The organism is Kitasatospora sp. NPDC085895 (assembly GCF_040702125.1).
Classification (GTDB): Bacteria; Actinomycetota; Actinomycetes; order Streptomycetales; family Streptomycetaceae; genus Kitasatospora; species Kitasatospora arboriphila.
In genome coordinates this window covers 1-16,230 of sequence record NZ_JBFBJY010000120.1, presented here as the reverse complement: position 1 = coordinate 16,230, position 16,230 = coordinate 1, and the positions used below count along the sequence as shown (strand labels likewise).

Genomic DNA, 16,230 nt, shown 5'->3' with positions numbered 1-16,230 from the left:
CCCTGCTCGGCGGCACCAGCCGCTGACCACAACCCAGCAATCCCACCACACACCACCGCGCCGGCCGGCCACAACGGCCGGCGCGGCCATACAAGCGGGCGCCGTGCCATCGGGCGGAGACTTGACATCCTCCCCGTCCTGAAGGGATGGGGATTCCTGGCTCACGCTGCCGCAACGTCCGTCGGACGGTGCGGGCTTCCACGATCAGCGCCAGCCGGGTTGAGACCAGCCCGGACGAGCATCACGCGGGCGGAGTTCTTGTCCCTGGGGGACACGGCTCCGCACGCGGTGCACGAATAGATCCTCTCGGAGAGGGGGAGGCGGTGCTTGGCTCTCACACCGCAGTACGCGCAGTCCATCGTGGTGTGCGCGGGATGGACCAGGTGGACGGCGCGGCCGTGCTTGCGGCCCATCTCGATCAATGCCGTCTTGGTCGCGCCGATCGCGGCGTCGGCGGCCTTGCGGGCCATGGTGGTCTTGGCGAGGAACCTCGGCCTGAAGTCCTCCAGGGCCAGGGCGTCGTGGTCGCGGACGACTTGCTTGGCCCACTTGCGGGCGGTGTCGGTCCGCTGCCGGGCGATCTTCTTGGACAGTTTGGCGGCCTGCTGCTGGGCCTTGCGGTAGCCCTTCGTCTGCGCCTTGCCCTTCGGCTGCCGGCGGCGGGCCATCTGCCGCTGGTAGTGCGCCAGCTTTTGGGAGGCGGTGCGGCCGTGCTGCGGATGGGGAAGATCGTGGCCGTCGCTGGTGGTGGTGGCGATCTCCTTGACTCCCCAGTCGATGCCGATCACCGCACCGGTCGCCGGCAACGGCTCGGGCTCGACCCAGACGACGAACGAGCAGTACCAGTCCCCGGTGGAGTCCTGGTATACGCGGACCGAGGACGGATCGGTGGGAAGGTCGCGGGACCAGACGACCGTAAGGACGGCTCCGCCCGCGAGGTGCAGCCGGCCGTCCTTGATCCGAAAACCCCGTCGCGTGTAGTTCAGCGACACACGCGCATCCCGCTTCCGCTTCGGCCCCGGCAGTCCGGCGCGCTGCTCGGCCGGCAGCTTCGCCTTGATGTCCTTGAGCGCCTTCGCGCGGGACTTGGCGAAGTCCCGGATCGTCTGCTGCTGCGGTACCGACGCCCCTTCGCGCAGCCATGCCATCGCGCCCCGGGCCTCGGTCAGCAGCTTGTCCAGGTCGGCCGGTCCACAGGTGTGCTTGTTCTCCGGGCTCGCCCGGTTGTGAACGTGGACCCTGCGCGACATCGCCACGCATTCGTTCCACAGCCACCGGCTCCGGCCCCACTCCGCTTCCAGCAGCACCAAGGCGGACTTGGACACGCGCAGGCGAAACGTCCACCGGGCATGCCCGGCGTCCTCCGGAACCTGCCGTGACGTCATGCCAGGCAACCTACCGAACCCCACCGACAACAAGAGACCTCAGAGCAGACGCACAGAGAACTCCGCCACCTCGCGACTCCGAGCCAGCACCCATTCCTCCCCGACCCGAAGACCGGGCCTTCCTGGGAGAAATTCGGTGACAGCTGGACTTCTCGTCGCCGCCGCCGCGTCCGCCTGTTACGGCACCGGCTCCGTCCTCCAAACTGTCGGGTCCCGCCGCGCCGCCCGCGAGGCCGCCACCGGAGCCGACCCCGGGCAGCTCACCGAACACGGTGGCCCCACCCTGGCTTCCACCGGCCGGGCGGCGCGCACCTGGGAGTTCCTCCTCGGTACCGCCCTGGATGTCGTCGGCTTCGCACTCGGCGCGCTGGCCGCCCGGATGCTGCCGCTCTTCCTCTCCCAGACCGTCACCAGCGCCAACCTGGTCGTCACCGCCGTAATCTCCATCAGACTGCTCGGCATCCGTCTGCGACGCCCCGAATGGGCTTCGATCGCCGTGCTGTGCGCGGCGCTCGTCCTGCTCGCCGCAGCTTCCGGACCGCAGGGCGGACACCATGCGGTGCTGGCCTTCCACTGGTGGCTGCTGATCGCCACCACCCTCCTGATCGTCGGCGGAAGCCTCCTGGTGCGCCGGATGGGCTCGCGCGGCGCGATCGTGGCGGGTCTGTTCTCCGGTCTCGGGTTCGGCGCGCTCGGCATCGGCGTGCGCGTCCTGAACGGCGTCGACACGCTCGAGCTGGGCCGGATGCTTGCCGACCCCGCCCTGTACGCCGTGCTCATCGACGTCATCGGCGGGATGTACGCGCACCCCGTGGCCCTGCAGATCGGCTCGGTCAACGGTGCCACCGCCGCCCTGGTGATCGGCGAGACCGTCGTCCCCGGCGCGGCCGGCGTGCTGTGGCTCGGCGACGCCTCCCGCAGCGGCCTGGGCTGGCTCGCCGTCGGCGGCTTCGTCATCGCCGTCGCCGCGGCCGTCGCTGTGGCCCACTTCGGACAGGAGGAGGGTGTCACCGAGGCGACCGCCGACGATCGGGAGCCCGTGGGAGTCTGACGCTCCGTCAGGGCTGCGGCGCCTGTCACCCGCCGGTGACGATGTCCGCGCCAGTGGCGCCACCGGCCCCTGGTCGCTTCACCTCTCGGGCTCCCCGGGCTACTCGCCGTCCCAGGGAACGGCCACCAGCACTCCTCCGCTGGCCCGGCGGGCGTAGCGGCAGGTCGTGCCGACCGCCCAGAAGTTGACGGCGGCGCGGCCGGTGACGGACCGCAGGTCGGCCAGCCTGGCGTCGTCGGGCAGGCCGTCGGCGGCCGCGCGCAGCACGTCGTCCGCGCTCGTGCGGAGCTGGGCCGCGGCAACGTCCTCGACGCTCGTCCTGGGCTCGTCGCCGTCGGGCCACAGTGCCCCGAACCGCCGGCCGAAGGCCTCGACGTCGGCCGCGGTGGCGGGGGCCATGGTGTCGGCGGCAGGGCTGGCAGCGAGGGCCCGCTCCAGGCAGTCGGCCAGGTGGTCGAGCCACGCGGTCAGGGAGGGCGCAACGCGGTCGGTGTCGGTGGCGTCCCAGAACTGGAATACCGGGCCCCACGCCCCGGTCGACGGGTCGACGTCCACGTAGGTGTGGCCGTCGCCGTGGTCGGTGTGGACGAACCAGTGGGTGCCCACCCCGCCGGCGTGTTCCTGGTACCAGCTGACGTCGGCGTTGCTGTACCGGCCGCGGTTGTAGCTGTGGTCGAGGTCGACGTGGTCGTGGGACTCGTGGCCGTTCACGGCGGAGCGGTTGGTGGTGATGCGCACCCCGCCGACCGAGCGCAGCAGGGCCCGGACCTCCTGGGGCACCGGGACGGGCCAGGCGTCCATCCGGGCGTCGTCGATGCCCGGGTCCAGGGCCACCAGCCCGCCGGAGGCGTCGGCCAGCCGGTGCAGTCGGGCCGCGGTGGCAGTCGCGGCGGCGGTCCCGGCGGTGGCGGTGGTGGTCTGGTCGGTCATGCGGTCGGTCCCCCCGGCTCGTTCGGTGTCGGCCTCGAAGTTACCCCGGCCGTACGACACCGCGGTCCCGGGTCTGCCGCGGCCTCCGCCGGCTTGCTCGTCGGGTCAGCGGGACGGGGTCAGCAGCTGGGTGGCGGCCAGCTCGGCGTAGAGCTCGTCGCGCTCGACGAGTTCCGCGTGGGTGCCGACGGCCCGGACGCGGCCGACCTCCATCACGACGATCCGGTCGGCGCGGGTCACCCTGGACAGCCGGTGGGCCACCACCAGGACGGTGGTCTCCCGGGCCGCCTGCGCCACGATGTCGCGCACCGCGAGTTCGTTGACGGCGTCGAGCTGCGAGGTCGCCTCGTCGAGGAGCAGCGGCGGGGCCGCCGCAGCAGGGCGCGGGCGATTGCGACGCGTTGCCGTTCGCCGCCCGAGAGCTTGGACCCGCGGTGGCCGACCGGGGTGTCCAGCCCGTCGGGCAGGCGGGCGACGAGGGTGTCGAGCCTGGTGCGGGTCAGGACCTCGTGCAGTTCCTTGTCGGAGGCGTCGGGCGCGGCGAAGAGCAGGTTCTCGCGGAGCGTGCCGGCCAGCACGGGGGCGTCCTGCTCGGCGTAGCCGATGGCGGACCGCAGCCGGGGCAGCGACCAGTCCCGGACGTCCTGGCCGTCCACCAGGACCCGGCCGCCGGCCACCTCGTGGAAGCGTTCGATCAGGGCGAAGACGGTCGACTTGCCCGCGCCCGAGGGGCCGACGAAGGCGGTCATCCCGTCGGCCGGGACGTTGAAGGTGACGTCTCGGTGGATGTCGGGCAGCTCGGGGCGGTAGCGGAAGGACACCTGCTCGAAGCGGACCGAAGCCGGGCCGAAGGCCGCTCAGGAGGGCAGGGTGAGCCGGCGCAGTTCCCGGTGTTCGGTGGAGAGTTGCTGGGCCTGGGTGATCCGGGCGATCGCGGCCGCGCCCTCCTGGTACTGGGAGGCGGCGTCGACCAGCCGGGAGACCGGGTCGAACAGGTAGAAGACGTACAGCAGGAAGGCGATCAGCGTGGACACCGGGATTGCCCCGGACGCCACCCGGGCGCCGCCGGCGACGAGGACCGCCAGGAACGCCAGCTCTACGGCGAGAACGTCGGCGGACTTCGCCAGCGCCTCCCACTTGGCGCTGCGCACGCCGTGCTGCCACGCCCGCTGCGCGGCGGCCAGCACCCGGGCGGTCTCGCATTCCTCGGCGCCGGACGCCTTGACGGTGCGGTAGGCCCCGAAGGCGCGCTCGAGCTCGGTGGAGATCTCTCCGACCGCCTCCTGCGAGCGTTCGGTGGCTTCGGAGATCTTCGGCATCACCAGCGCGACCAGCCCGCCGACCACGGCCAGCACGCCGAACGTCACGCCCAGCAGGACCGGGTCCAGGACGGCCATCAGCACGACGGCCGCCACCAAGGTGACCACGCCGGTGGCGCCGGAGACCAGCTCACGGGTGGTGACCGCGCGCAGCAGCGTGGTGTCCGAGGTGACCCGGGACATCAGGTCGCCCGGCGCGATCCTGTCGGCCCTGCGCTCGAGTAGCTACGGCAGAGGGACAAGTAGCTCTGCGTAACCGATGTGACGGCGTGTCGTCCCGGGTTTCGGTGTTCTCGTCCCGGTCTGGCTGGGCGTCGGCATCTTGATCACGCCGGAGTGGTCGATGCCGAGGGGAAGGGCCTGGTCGTGCAGCAGGAGTGGGAGCCGGAGGAGCTGATCTCCGTCTGGACGCTGCTGGAGGAGGACATGGGGCGGCTGCGGAACAAGTCCGGGGCGAATCGCCTCGGGTTCGCGCTGCTGCTGAAGTTCTTCGAGGTGGAGGCGAGGTTCCCGGAGGGGCCCGGGGAGGTGCCGGACGTGGTGGTCGGGTACGTGGCCCAACAGGTGAAGGTACCGGCGGAGGAGTGGGGGTCCTACGACTGGCTGGGCAAGGCGATCCAGCGGCACCGGGTGGAGATCCGCTCCGTCTACGGTTTCCGGCCCACCACCGAGGACGACCAGGCGAAGCTGACGCAGTGGCTGACGGCGGAGCTGTGCCCGGTGGAGCTGTGGCGCGAGCGGCTGGCGGAGGCGGTGGTGGCTCGGTGCCGCAACGAGCGGATCGAGCCACCAGCGCCGGGCCAGGTGCGCCGGCTGGTGGCCAGCTCGGTGAAGGACTTCGAGACGCAATTCTGTCGGCGCACGGTGGGCCGGCTGTCGCAACTGACCCGGGACCGGCTGGACGAGCTGGTGACGGGTGATCAGGAGGACGGTGACGGCGGCGACCATAAGACGGCGTCGGCGGGCGGCGGCCGGGCGTTCTTCGCCGAGCTCAAGGCGCCCGGGGGCGCCCGGGCTGGACAGCCTGTTCGCGGAGATCAACAAGCTGGAGCGGGTGTGCCGGCTCGCGCTGCCCGGGGACCTGTTCACGGATGTGTCGGAGAAGCTGGTGGAGTCCTGGCGGGCGCGGGCCTCGAAGGAGTACCCGGCTGACCTGCTGCCGCCACGGATGAAGCCGGAGGTGCGCTGGACGCTGCTGGCCACGCTGTGCCACGTGCGGGAGGCGGAGATCACCGACTCGCTGGTGGACCTGTTCACCCAGCTGGTGCTGCGGATCAACACCCGGGCGGAGAAGAAGGTGGACAAGGAGTTCACCAACGAGTTGAAGAAGATCCGGGGCAAGGACGCGATGCTGCTGCGGGTCGCCGAAGCTGCGCTGGCCGAGCCGTCCGGCATCGTGCGGCGGGTGATCTACCCGGTGATGGGCGGGGAGAAGACGCTCAAGGCGCTGGCGGCCGAGGCCGCGGCGAACGAGCGCAAGTACCAGGCGAGGGTGCGGACCGTGCTGCGCTCGTCGTACTCGGGGCACTGGCGGCGAATGCTCAAGCCGCTGCTCAAGGCGCTGACGCTCAAGAGCAACAACGACGCGCACCGACCAGTGATGGACGCGATCGAGCTGCTGGAGCGATACCTGGACCAGCCGCTCAAGGAGGGGGCGTTCTTCGACCTGGCGGAGACGGTGCCGCTGGAGGGGGTGGTGCCGGCCCAGTGGCGGGCGGCGGTGGTGGACGACAAGGGCCGGGTGGAGCGGATCCCGTACGAGCTGTGCGTGCTGGTGTCGCTGCGGGACGCGCTGCGACGCCGGGAGATCTGGGTGGTGGGCGCCAACCGGTGGCGCAACCCGGAGGACGACCTGCCGGCCGACTTCGAGGACAACCGCGACGTGCACTACGACGCGCTGGGGCATCCGCAGGATCCGGCCGAGTTCATCGCCGCCCTGTAGAAGCGCCACCGCGAGGCCCTGGACCGCCTGGAGCAGGCGCTGGTGGACGGCACCGCCGGCGGGGTGGCGGTCACCACCCGGCGCGGCGAGCCGTGGATCAAGGTCCCGCCGCTGGACAAGCAGGAGGAGCCGGAGAACCTGACCGCGGTGAAAGCCGAGATCGAGCGCCGCTGGGGCACGATCGACTTGCTGGACATGCTCAAGTACGCCGAGTTCGACGTGGGCTTCACCGAGGAGTTCTCCTCGGTGGCCACCCGCCAGAACCTGCCCCAGGACAAACTGCGGCGCCGCCTGCTGCTGGTGCTGTTCGCGCTGGGCACCAACATGGGCATCAAGCGCGTGGCGGTGACCGGCAAGCACGGCGAGTCCGAGGCGACCCTGCGCCGGGTGCGGCACCTGTTCGTGAACCGGGCCAACATGCGCGCCGCAGTGGTGAAGCTGGTCAACGCCACCTTCGCCGCCCGGGACGAGGGCTGGTGGGGCTCGGGAACGGCGTGCGCCTCCGACAGCCGCAAGTTCGGCGCCTGGTCCTCGAACCTGATGACCGAGTGGCACCAGCATTACCGCGGACCCGGGGTGATGATCTACTGGCACGTCGAGCGGAAGTCGGTGTGCATCTACTCCCAGCTCAAGCACTGCTCGGCGTCCGAGGTCGCCGCGATGATCGAGGGCGTGCTGCGGCACTGCACCGACACCGAGGTGGACCGCCAGTACACCGACACCCACGGCGCCTCCATCGTCGGGTTCGCCTTCGCGCACATGCTCGACTTCAAGCTGCTGCCCCGGCTCAAGAACATCGGCCGCGCCACCCTCTACCGGCCCGGCACCGACGAGGACGGCGAGTGGCCGACGCTGACCCCGGTGCTCACCCCCAAGAGCCGCACCATCAACTGGGACCTGATCGCCCAGCAGTACGACCAGATCGTGAAGTACACCACCGCGCTGCGGCTGGGCACGGCGGAGGCAGAGCAGGTGCTGCGGCGCTTCACCCGCGCTGGCCCCAAGCACCCGACGTTCCAAGCAATCGAAGAACTGGGGCGTGCGGTGCGTACGGCGTTCATCTGCGACTATCTCGCCAGCGAGGGCCTGCGCCGGGAGATCAACGAGGGGCTGCAGGTGGTGGAGAACTGGAACTCGGCTAACAAGGACCTGTTCTACGGCAAGGACGGCGACCTGACCGGCGAGGACCGGGAGAGCATGGAGGTCAGCATGCTCGCGCTGCATCTGCTGCAGTCCGCGCTGGTGCACGTCAACACCCTGCTGATCCAGCAGGTCCTGGCCGAGCCGACATGGGCCGACCGCCTCACCGACGCCGACCGGCGGGGCCTGTCCCCGCTGTTCTGGACCCACGTGAACCCCTACGGCCGGTTCGAGCTGGACATGAGCTCCCGCCTCGACCTCGCCACGACCCCGGTGGTGGCCGTAGTGCCCGGGCAGCGCGCGGGCCAGGACGAGCCGGTCGGCGCATGACGAGCGCGGACGGGGGCGGACCGCGGCGCCGGTTGTGCCGCGATGAGTTGGGGTGCCGTCAAACGAGCGACGAACCAGGTGACAAGTAACCCGCCGGTAGCTCTCTGGGCGGGTTCTTCTGACTCGGTGGTTTGTCCAGCTGATGGGTGGGCTGCCGGACTGGGCGTGTACGGCCTGAGCGCCATGCCGCCCCCCTGCTCGTCGGCGAGGGGGCCAGCATGGCGCCGGATACTGACAGTGGATCAGGCCGCGGCGGGCTCCGGTTACCAGGCTCAGTGGGCCATCAGGGGCTCGCCCTCGGACGGCGCCAGAGCCCGATTCGGAATCAGGAACGCGGCGATCACCGCACCGACCACGAAGAACCCGGAGCCCCACGCCAGGGTGGCCGTGTAGCCCTCCACCCTGGCCTGCGCCGCGGCCAGCGCGCTGGGCTTGTGCGACGTCAAGTAGTCGGTCGCGGCCGAGGAGGCAACGGTGGTCAGCAGCGCCGTACTGATCGAGCCGCCCACCTGCTGACCGGTGTTGATCAGCGCCGAGGCGATGCCCGTGTCATCGCGGTGCAGGCCCGAGGTCGCCCCCTGGAACGCCGTGGTCATCACGGCGCCGATGCCGAGACCCATCAGGATCATGCCGGGCATGATGTGGGTGGCGTAGGTGCTGTCCAACTCGATCCGGGTCAGCAGGGCCATACCGGCTGCGGCGACCAGGAAGCCGGCGCTGACGACGATCTTCGGGCCGACCCTGGGCAGCACCAGCGAAGGCATCGTGGTCGACGAAGCGACGACGCCCGCGACCATCGGCAGGTACACCAGACCGGTCTTGATCGGCGAGTAGCCGAGGCTGGCCGCGAAGTAGTAGGTCAGGAACAGGAAGATCGAGAACATCCCCATGCCGATGACGAACACCGCCATGAACGAACCACCGCGGGTCCGGTCCAGCACGACGCGCAGCGGCAGCAGCGGATGCGCGACCCTGGACTCCAGCCAGACGAACACCACGAGCAGCACCGCGCCGACGATCATGGAGCCGAGGGCGACCGGGTCGCTCCAACTGGTGGACTCGACGTGCGCGAACCCGTAGACAACGGCGAACAGCGCGGCGCTCACCACGACGATGCCCGGAATGTCGAGTTCGGGCTTCTTGGTGATCGCGGGCTTGGCCAGCAGCAGCAAGGCACCGATCAGGGCGGGGACCGCGAAGACGACGTTCACGTACATCACCCACCGCCACGACGCCCATTCGGTGAGCATGCCGCCGACCAGCAGCCCGACCGCGCCGCCCGCACCACCCAACGCACTGAAGACACCGAAGGCCTTCGCCCTTTCGGACGGTTCAGTGAAGGTCACGCTGAGCAGTGAGAGTGCCGCGGGCGCGAGCAGTGCGGCGAAGAGGCCCTGGGCCACGCGTGCCGCGACGAGGATCTCGAAGCTGCCGGCCGAGCCGCCGAGAACGGATGCGGCCCCGAAACCTGCCAAGCCGACCACGAAGAGGGTACGTCGGCCCAACAGGTCACCGAGTCGGCCGCCGAGCAGCAGCAGGCTGCCGAACGCCAGGGCGTAACCCGTGATGACCCACTGCCGGCTGCCGTCGCTGAAGCCGAGGTCGTGCTGCGCCTCGGGCAACGCGATGTTCACGACGGTCGCATCGAGCATGACCATGAGCTGTGCCATGCCGATGACGGCCAGCACCCACCAGCGCACGGCATGTGAGCCGCGAAGGCCCGGGTCTGTCTTTCCGGGGGCGGGCGCCCCGCGGGCGATGCTGGTACTCATTTTTCCCTTGCTTGCTGGGCAGACTGAAAGCCGTCTGGAATCTGATTGGCTTCCTCACCGATGAAGTGAGGCGAGGGTGACCGGCTGAGATCTCAGGGCTTCGAGATCATCGTGTGGCCGCTGTGGGGCTCTACTCGGCGATCCTCTGGAGGGCCGCGTCGGTGTCCGCGGTGGCCAACATCCTGTTGATGTAGTCGCCGGCCAGTGCGCCGGCCGCTGCGGAGGCCCCGACCTGGGCGACCGGATCGGTGGCGTTGCCGGCTACCCACACACCCGGCACCTCGGTGGTGCCGGCCATGCCGGAGGCGAAACCGCGGCCCATGTTGTTCGGCAGGTCCTGCACCGGCAGGCGCAGACCTTCCAGGCCTTGGGTGCGGGCCTGCATCTGCGGGGCGACCGCGAGGACGCGGCGGGCCACGACCTGGCCGTCGGCCAGGCGCACCCCGGCGAGGGCACCGTCCTGGTCGTTGACAACCTCGGTGACCGGGGTGTCGATGACGCGAATGCCGCGGGCGGCGAAGCGGGCGCGGCTGTCCTCGTCCAGGTCGGTGCCGTGGGTGAAGTAGGTCAGGTCCTCGGTCAGCTGGCGGAACAGATACGCGTGGCCGATGGAGGCCGGGCCGGTGGCGAGGATGCCGATGGGCTCGTCGCGCATCTCCCAGCCGTGGCAGTACGGGCAGTGCACCACACTGTGCCCCCAGTGCTCGGCGAGCCCGGGCACCTGTGGCAGCACATCCGTGAGGCCGGTGGCCACCAGGATGCGGCGGGCGGTGATGCTGCGGCCGTCGGCTAGGGTGACGGTGAACCGCAGGTCCCCGTCCGCCGACGGGGCGGCGGACTCGGCCGAGACCACCACGCCGTGCACGACGCGTCCGCCGTACTGGCGCACCTGCTCCCGGCCCCGTCGAAGGATCTCGGACGGCGGGGTGCCGTCCAGGACGATGAAGCCGTGCATGGCCTCCGCGGGCGCGTTGCGCGGGGAGCCGCTGTCGATCACGACGACCGAGCGGCGGGAGCGGGCGAGGATCAGTGCACCGTTCAGCCCCGCGGCGCCCCCGCCGATCACCACCGCGTCGACGGTTCCCTCGGCCAGTGCGTCGCTCGCACACGGAGGAGTCGCCACAGCCATGGCCTCCTGCCTTTCCTTGTCAGTCATGGTTCGGTCAACCCTTCGAGTTCTGGGTGGTCGGAAGGAGGGTCGGCTGTTCAGGAAGCCCAGGATGTGGTCGGCGACCGTCGTGGACTGTTGTGGAGAGTCCGGCCCCGAGGAAGATGCTCATGCCGGCTTCGGTGTCTCTGGTGTTGGACACGTGCGCCTCCTCAGGCGCCGGGTGTACTGCGCAGTCAGCCCGCCAGTCGGTTGAGCTTGCGGATCTGGCTGTCGAAGGCGCGCGAGGGCGCGATCCGGCGCAGGACGCTGACGCGTCTGGCCATCGAGCCGGCGGCGTACCGGAGCCTGGGCTTGGAATCGGTGGCGGCCGCGACGATCACCTTCGCGACAACGCTCGGGTCGTCGGCGTTGCGCACAGCCGTGGCCAGCACGTCCCGGGAGACCTCCCGCCGTGCGGCGTAGACCGGCAGGGGCGAGTCGGGTGCCATGCTGCTCGCCTCGAAACTCGTGCTTGTGTAGGCCGGCTCGACCAGCAGCATCCGGACGCCGTGTTCGCGAAGCTCGTGGTCGACGGACTCGGAGTAGCCCTCGACCGCATGCTTGGTGGCGGCGTAGACGGCCATGAAAGGGGCTGGGATCAGGCCGAGTACCGAGGAGACGTTGACCACGCGGCCGCTGCCCTGGGTGCGCATGTGGGGCAGCACTGCGTTTGCCATCCGCATCAGGCCGAAGACGTTGATGTCGAAGACCTCCATGGCCTGGTTGATCGAGCTCTCCTCGCCGGCGCCGACCGCGCCCACGCCTGCGTTGTTGACCAGGACGTCGATCCGGCCGAACCGCTCGATCACCTCCTCTACCAGGGAGCGGACCGACTCGTCGCTGGCCACGTCGAGATCGAGGAACGTCACCCCGGCGAGCGGCTTGGCCCTCGCCGAGTTGCGACTCGTGCCGACCACCGCGAAGCCGGCGCCCACCAGGGCGAGCGCTGCCGCCCGCCCGATCCCGGAGGAGGCGCCCGTCACGAGGGCCACTGGGGGAGCTGTCTGCATGGTGGTTCCTTCGGTTGTGGGCATGGCTTCGCCGTGCGCTGCGCGGGGTCGCTTGTGCTCAGGCCGACACGGTCCGCGCTGGTCCTGCAAGCCCCGACCAAGCCTGTCCGGTGAGCTCAGGACGGTTATGTACTGAACAGTACGAAACCTAGGTGGTTCTGTACTGAGTTGTCAAGAAAGGCGGGTCGGCTTTACCTTCTGTGTATGGCGAGACCACGAAGCTTCGACCGCGACCACGTCCTCCATGCCGCCGAGCGGCAGTTCCGCGTCTCGGGCTACAACGGCACGAGCGTCGACGACATCAGCGCCGCCACCGGCATGGGCCGCGGCAGCCTCTACGCCGCGTTCGACGGCAAGCACGGCGTGCTGCTGCAGGCGATGGCCGGGTACTTCGCCCGGCTGGGGCAGTTTGCGCCGCAGGCGCTCGCCGGACCGGACGAGGGTGCCCTGGAACGACTGCACGGGTACTTGCTCCGCGCCGTCCACGGGGTGCCACTCGCCGCCGACGTGCCCCCCGCCCCCAACCGGGCGGCGGCGGCCTGCTTCGCAGCCAAGATGGCCCTGGAGATCGGCGCCTCCGACCCCGAGGTGGAACGCCTGGCCAACGACTGCTTCTCCGTGCTCGTGACGGCGGTGGCCGAGTGTGTGCGAGCGGCGCAGCGCAATGGCGACATCGACCCCGACGCGGATCCCGACGACCTCGCGTACCTTCTGCTGACCGTCATCCGCGGGACCGATGTCGCGGGCGCGGTCGGCCACAGTCCCGCCCGCCTGACCTCGATTGCGGAGAGCGCGTTCGCCTTGCTGCCTCGCCCGCGCCGCCGCTGAGAAGGGCACGGCCGGCCTCGTTGCACAGGCATCCGATGCGGACCAGGCGAACGACGTTGCGGCCGCGCTGCTCGCGCATGCCCGACGCCAAGGGGGCACACGTGATCCCGCTGCCGCCGCACCGCACGAAGGGCTCGGGGCGCTCGAAGCCGAACGCCCTGGCCGGATCGGTCCGTTCGGCTCCCTGCTGATCTTCAAGAAACCTTCGTTTGCTGAAGATCGCCGGTTTAAGATCGAAAAGACCCCCAGGGTCTTCAAAAACTCCTGCAACAACCCGGGTGGTTCAACAACCCCAGGCCACCGTTTTCTGTCAGAATTCCGGGCGTGAGCACGCCACTTGAACCAGACCCGCTCGAACTCCTGGTCGCCGAACCCGCACGCCTGACCGAGATCCGCATCGGATACGCACGGGTGTCCACCGGCGGACAGAAGCTCGACCGCCAGCTCGACGCCCTCACCGCGGCCGGCTGCCGCAGGATCTTCGCCGACAAGAAGTCCGGCAAGGACGACCTGCGCCCCGAGCTGAAAGCCTGTCACGCCTTCCTGCAGAGCGGCGACACCCTGGTGGTCCCCGCGCTTGACCGCTACGGCCGCTCGCTCAAGGACCTGGTGAACATGGTCGGCGAACTGCGCAGCCGCGGGATCGGCTTCACCTCGCTGCACGAGCGTCTGGACACCACCACCGCCGGCGGGCGCCTGATCTTCCACGTCTTCGCCGCCCTGGCGGAGTTCATCCGTGAGCTGATCGTCTCCGGCACCCGCGAGGGCCTGGCCGCCGCCCGCGCCCGCGGCAACGTCGGCGGGCGGCCCGTCGTCGCCACCCCCGAGATCATCCAGGCCGCCCGCACGCTGCTGCCCAACCCCGAGCAGTCGATCACCTCGATCGCCAAGCTCCTCGGGGTGAGCCCCGGCACCCTCTACAACCACATCCCCGACCTGCAGGAGCTGCGCGAGGCCGGCCGCGCGGCGATCCCCGCCCAGTCCGAAGCGAGCACCCGGTGATGCCCAGCCGGGGGGACGAGAACACCGAGGCCTAACAGCACGCCGTCACAACGGCTACGCAGAGCTACTTGCCCCTCTGCCGTAGCTACCCGAGCGCAGGGCCCTGTCCACCTCCGCGATCCGCAGCCGCAGCAGCCGGCCGACCAGGCTGCGCCGGGCGGCCAGCACGACGGACTCGGCGGTCCGCTCCAGCACATATCCGCTGAGCGCCTCGAACACCGTGCCGAGCAGCACGAGGGCGGTGAGGGACAGCACGATGGACACAGGGTTCTCGGCCGGGGGGTTCGCTACCACGGCATCCTCGATCGGCCCGAGCGGCTGGCCCGTAACCAACATCGTCCCGTCCGTCAGCAGGACGGCCCGGCCCTCCAGGTGCATCCGGAGCAGGGCGGTGTCCGTCATCCGGTCCGCCCTGCCCGCTAGGTTCTGTCCCGCCGATCATGTCCGGAGCCAGATGATGGTCGCTGCGACGGTGACGGTGCCCAGGTAGACGTATGCGCGCTTGTCGTACCTCGTGGACACAGCCCGGTAGTTCTTGAGCTTGTTGATCGCCCGTTCCACGGTGTTGCGCTTCTTGTACCGCTCCTTGTCGAAGCCGGGTGGGCGGCCCCCTGCCCGGCCCCGGCGTACGCGGTTCACGGCCTGGTCGCTCTTCTCAGGGATGACATGGCGGATGCCGCGTCGCCGCAGGTAGCGGCGGGTCCGGCGATTGCTGTATGCCTTATCGGCGCTCACGCTGTCCGGTGTGGTGCGCGGGCGGCCCGGCCCGAGTCGAGGCACCCGAATGCGTTCCATGACCGGCTCGAACTGCGAGCAGTCCGCCCGCTGGCCTGCCGTCAGCAACAGTGAAAGCACGCGACAACGCCCGTCGCCACTCAGGTGAATCTTGGTGGTGAAGCCTCCTCGGGAGCGACCGAGCGCCTCACCTCCTGCACCACCTCCGCCAGGCGGGCGCACAGTCTCACCCACGGTCTTCCGCTCTGGTGTGCCATCGCGGCCGCCCCTTTTGACGCGGCGGGCGGCGGAGATTTCCGCGCGCCGGCCGCATGCTGGTGGGCACGGATCGAGGTGGAATCAACCGAGACGTCCCAGTCGATCCCACCGGCGGCATCGGCCTGGGCCTGCACCTGCTGGAGCAGCCGTTCCCAGGTTCCGTCGGCCGACCAGCACCGGTGGCGCTCGTAGACGGTCTTCCACGGCCCGTAGCGTTCAGGCAGATCACGCCACTGCACCCCGGCTCGCACCCGGTGCAGGATGCCATTGACCACCTGACGATGATCGCGCCACCGCCCACAGCGGTTGTTGCCCGTGGATAGGAGCGGCTCCAGACATCGCCACTCCGCCTCTGTCAGATCCCCCCGACCAGTCACGCAAGAGCCAACCAACCAGTGGGTGACATGGGTACGGTCAGCACCTGCGATGCCACCACGCCAACTCCGGATCTTCCGTCGGCTCGTGATGCGTTCGCCCGAGGAGCACCGCGTCCAGACGCTCGACCTGCACCCGGAGTTCGCTGGCGGCCCGTGGCGGAAGCATGAACAGAGCGTCTTGCAGCTTGTCCCGGGCCCAGCCCTGGCCGCAGCAGGGGCAGGTGAACTCCGCCTCCCACTGCCTCCACCGGCGCCTCGTGCCGTAGACGCGCACGGACCACACGCTCAGCGCCACCGCCACGACGCCCGGAGACAATCGCTCCCGTTCGAGCACACGGACAGCGGCATTCGCCGCTCCCGACAGACCCGGAACATCGCGATACCGCACCCAGGGTCTACCCCAGCCGCGTTCCCGCGGCCGAATCGAAGCTGGTGTTCTACGAGGCACGGCCCCTTCGGATGCAAGTCATGGACGGCATCCTCCCACAGCCCAAGATCGTCCGGACAGAACCTAGGTGCGCCGGCCGTTCCGGAGTCGGCTCACGCCGCACCGTGTCCCCCCGTCCCCGTCACCCCGGGTAGCCGATCTCCGCCAGATCCTCCTGCAGGTCCTCCAGGTCGGCCTCCGGATTGAGGGCGTCCACCACGGCCTGGGTGAGCGGCCGGTGCGCGAAGACGTGCCGGACGGCCGCCAGGTCGACCTCGGTCTCGAAGTACTCCTCGGCCCAGGCCTGGTAGGCCTCCGGTGTGCCCTCGGCGAGCAGCTCGAACAGCTGCTGGCCGCCGGCCGGTGCCGCCGCGGCCTGCCAGGCCGTGGCGCCGGGCTGCCGCCACAGGCAGACCGTGGCGATCGGAGAACCCTCGTGGTCCCTGAAGGCCGGCTCCTCGACCGCGAAACGGAAGGCTTCGGGCACCTCGGCCAGGATCTCCGGCGCGTTGGGCACGGTGTGGTCGAATCCGCGCGCGTACGCGCCGGCCGCCGAGAACACCATGAACCAGTC

General features: G+C 70.1%; 12 protein-coding genes and 3 pseudogenes. 6 read left to right on the top strand and 9 right to left on the bottom strand.

Going from position 1 to position 16,230, the window contains the following annotated elements; translation table 11 throughout:
• Positions 1-161 precede the first annotated feature (161 nt).
• Positions 162-1,385 carry a transposase gene (locus AB0442_RS38650; RefSeq protein WP_366168213.1) on the bottom strand — a complete coding sequence of 408 codons (1,224 nt, stop codon included), beginning with the start codon at positions 1,383-1,385 and terminating at the stop codon, positions 162-164.
• 136 nt (positions 1,386-1,521) lie between these two features.
• On the opposite strand from AB0442_RS38650, the gene AB0442_RS38645 reads away from it, so the two are divergent.
• On the top strand, positions 1,522-2,436 hold the full coding sequence (locus AB0442_RS38645; RefSeq protein ID WP_366168212.1) for a hypothetical protein: 915 nt from the start codon (positions 1,522-1,524) through the stop codon (positions 2,434-2,436).
• Positions 2,437-2,535: 99 nt separating this feature from the next.
• Here AB0442_RS38645 and AB0442_RS38640 read toward each other — a convergent pair whose 3' ends face one another.
• Together AB0442_RS38640 and AB0442_RS38635 are read right to left on the bottom strand one after the other, a co-directional pair.
• Positions 2,536-3,366, bottom strand: coding sequence for an SMI1/KNR4 family protein (locus AB0442_RS38640; protein WP_366168211.1), 831 nt, complete (start codon positions 3,364-3,366; stop codon positions 2,536-2,538).
• A 105-nt stretch (positions 3,367-3,471) separates the two neighbouring features.
• Positions 3,472-4,892 (bottom strand): annotated as a pseudogene (locus AB0442_RS38635) (ABC transporter ATP-binding protein); the annotation flags it as partial.
• Positions 4,893-5,021: 129 nt separating this feature from the next.
• On the opposite strand from AB0442_RS38635, the gene AB0442_RS38630 reads away from it, so the two are divergent.
• From AB0442_RS38630 to AB0442_RS38620, 3 genes are read left to right on the top strand one after another with little or no spacing between them, the layout of a single operon-like run.
• Entirely contained in the window at positions 5,022-5,837 is an 816-nt protein-coding gene (locus tag AB0442_RS38630; RefSeq protein ID WP_366168210.1) for a DUF4158 domain-containing protein, read from the top strand.
• Positions 5,779-6,627 (top strand): hypothetical protein, encoded by an 849-nt coding sequence (locus tag AB0442_RS38625; RefSeq protein WP_366168209.1) that lies wholly within the window; start codon positions 5,779-5,781, stop codon positions 6,625-6,627. The genes AB0442_RS38630 and AB0442_RS38625 overlap by 59 nt, the downstream gene beginning before the upstream one ends.
• A gap of 42 nt (positions 6,628-6,669) precedes the next feature.
• Positions 6,670-8,097, top strand: coding sequence for a transposase (locus AB0442_RS38620; RefSeq protein ID WP_366168208.1), 1,428 nt, complete (start codon positions 6,670-6,672; stop codon positions 8,095-8,097).
• A 272-nt stretch (positions 8,098-8,369) separates the two neighbouring features.
• Here AB0442_RS38620 and AB0442_RS38615 read toward each other — a convergent pair whose 3' ends face one another.
• The 3 genes from AB0442_RS38615 to AB0442_RS38605 form a co-directional block, all read right to left on the bottom strand.
• Positions 8,370-9,869, bottom strand: coding sequence for an MFS transporter (locus AB0442_RS38615; RefSeq protein ID WP_366168206.1), 1,500 nt, complete (start codon positions 9,867-9,869; stop codon positions 8,370-8,372).
• A 130-nt stretch (positions 9,870-9,999) separates the two neighbouring features.
• Entirely contained in the window at positions 10,000-10,998 is a 999-nt protein-coding gene (locus AB0442_RS38610) for an NAD(P)/FAD-dependent oxidoreductase (RefSeq protein ID WP_366168214.1), read from the bottom strand.
• Between the two features lie 215 nt (positions 10,999-11,213).
• On the bottom strand, positions 11,214-12,029 hold the full coding sequence (locus AB0442_RS38605) for an oxidoreductase (protein ID WP_366168205.1): 816 nt from the start codon (positions 12,027-12,029) through the stop codon (positions 11,214-11,216).
• Between the two features lie 204 nt (positions 12,030-12,233).
• Here AB0442_RS38605 and AB0442_RS38600 point away from each other — a divergent pair, with 204 nt between their 5' ends.
• Complete coding sequence (locus AB0442_RS38600; RefSeq protein WP_366168204.1) at positions 12,234-12,857, top strand: TetR/AcrR family transcriptional regulator; 624 nt, start codon at positions 12,234-12,236, stop codon at positions 12,855-12,857.
• A 324-nt stretch (positions 12,858-13,181) separates the two neighbouring features.
• Positions 13,182-13,859: a recombinase family protein gene (locus AB0442_RS38595; RefSeq protein ID WP_366168202.1), complete on the top strand. Its 678-nt coding sequence runs from the start codon at positions 13,182-13,184 to the stop codon at positions 13,857-13,859.
• A 54-nt stretch (positions 13,860-13,913) separates the two neighbouring features.
• Here the strand turns inward: AB0442_RS38595 and AB0442_RS38590 are convergent, their stop codons facing one another.
• The 3 genes and pseudogenes from AB0442_RS38590 to AB0442_RS38580 form a co-directional block, all read right to left on the bottom strand.
• A complete protein-coding gene (locus tag AB0442_RS38590) occupies positions 13,914-14,261 on the bottom strand; it encodes a hypothetical protein (RefSeq protein ID WP_366168201.1) in 348 nt (115 codons plus the stop codon).
• 36 nt (positions 14,262-14,297) lie between these two features.
• Positions 14,298-15,229: pseudogene (locus AB0442_RS38585) on the bottom strand (IS5 family transposase).
• Between the two features lie 569 nt (positions 15,230-15,798).
• Positions 15,799-16,230, bottom strand: a pseudogene (locus tag AB0442_RS38580) (hypothetical protein); the annotation flags it as partial.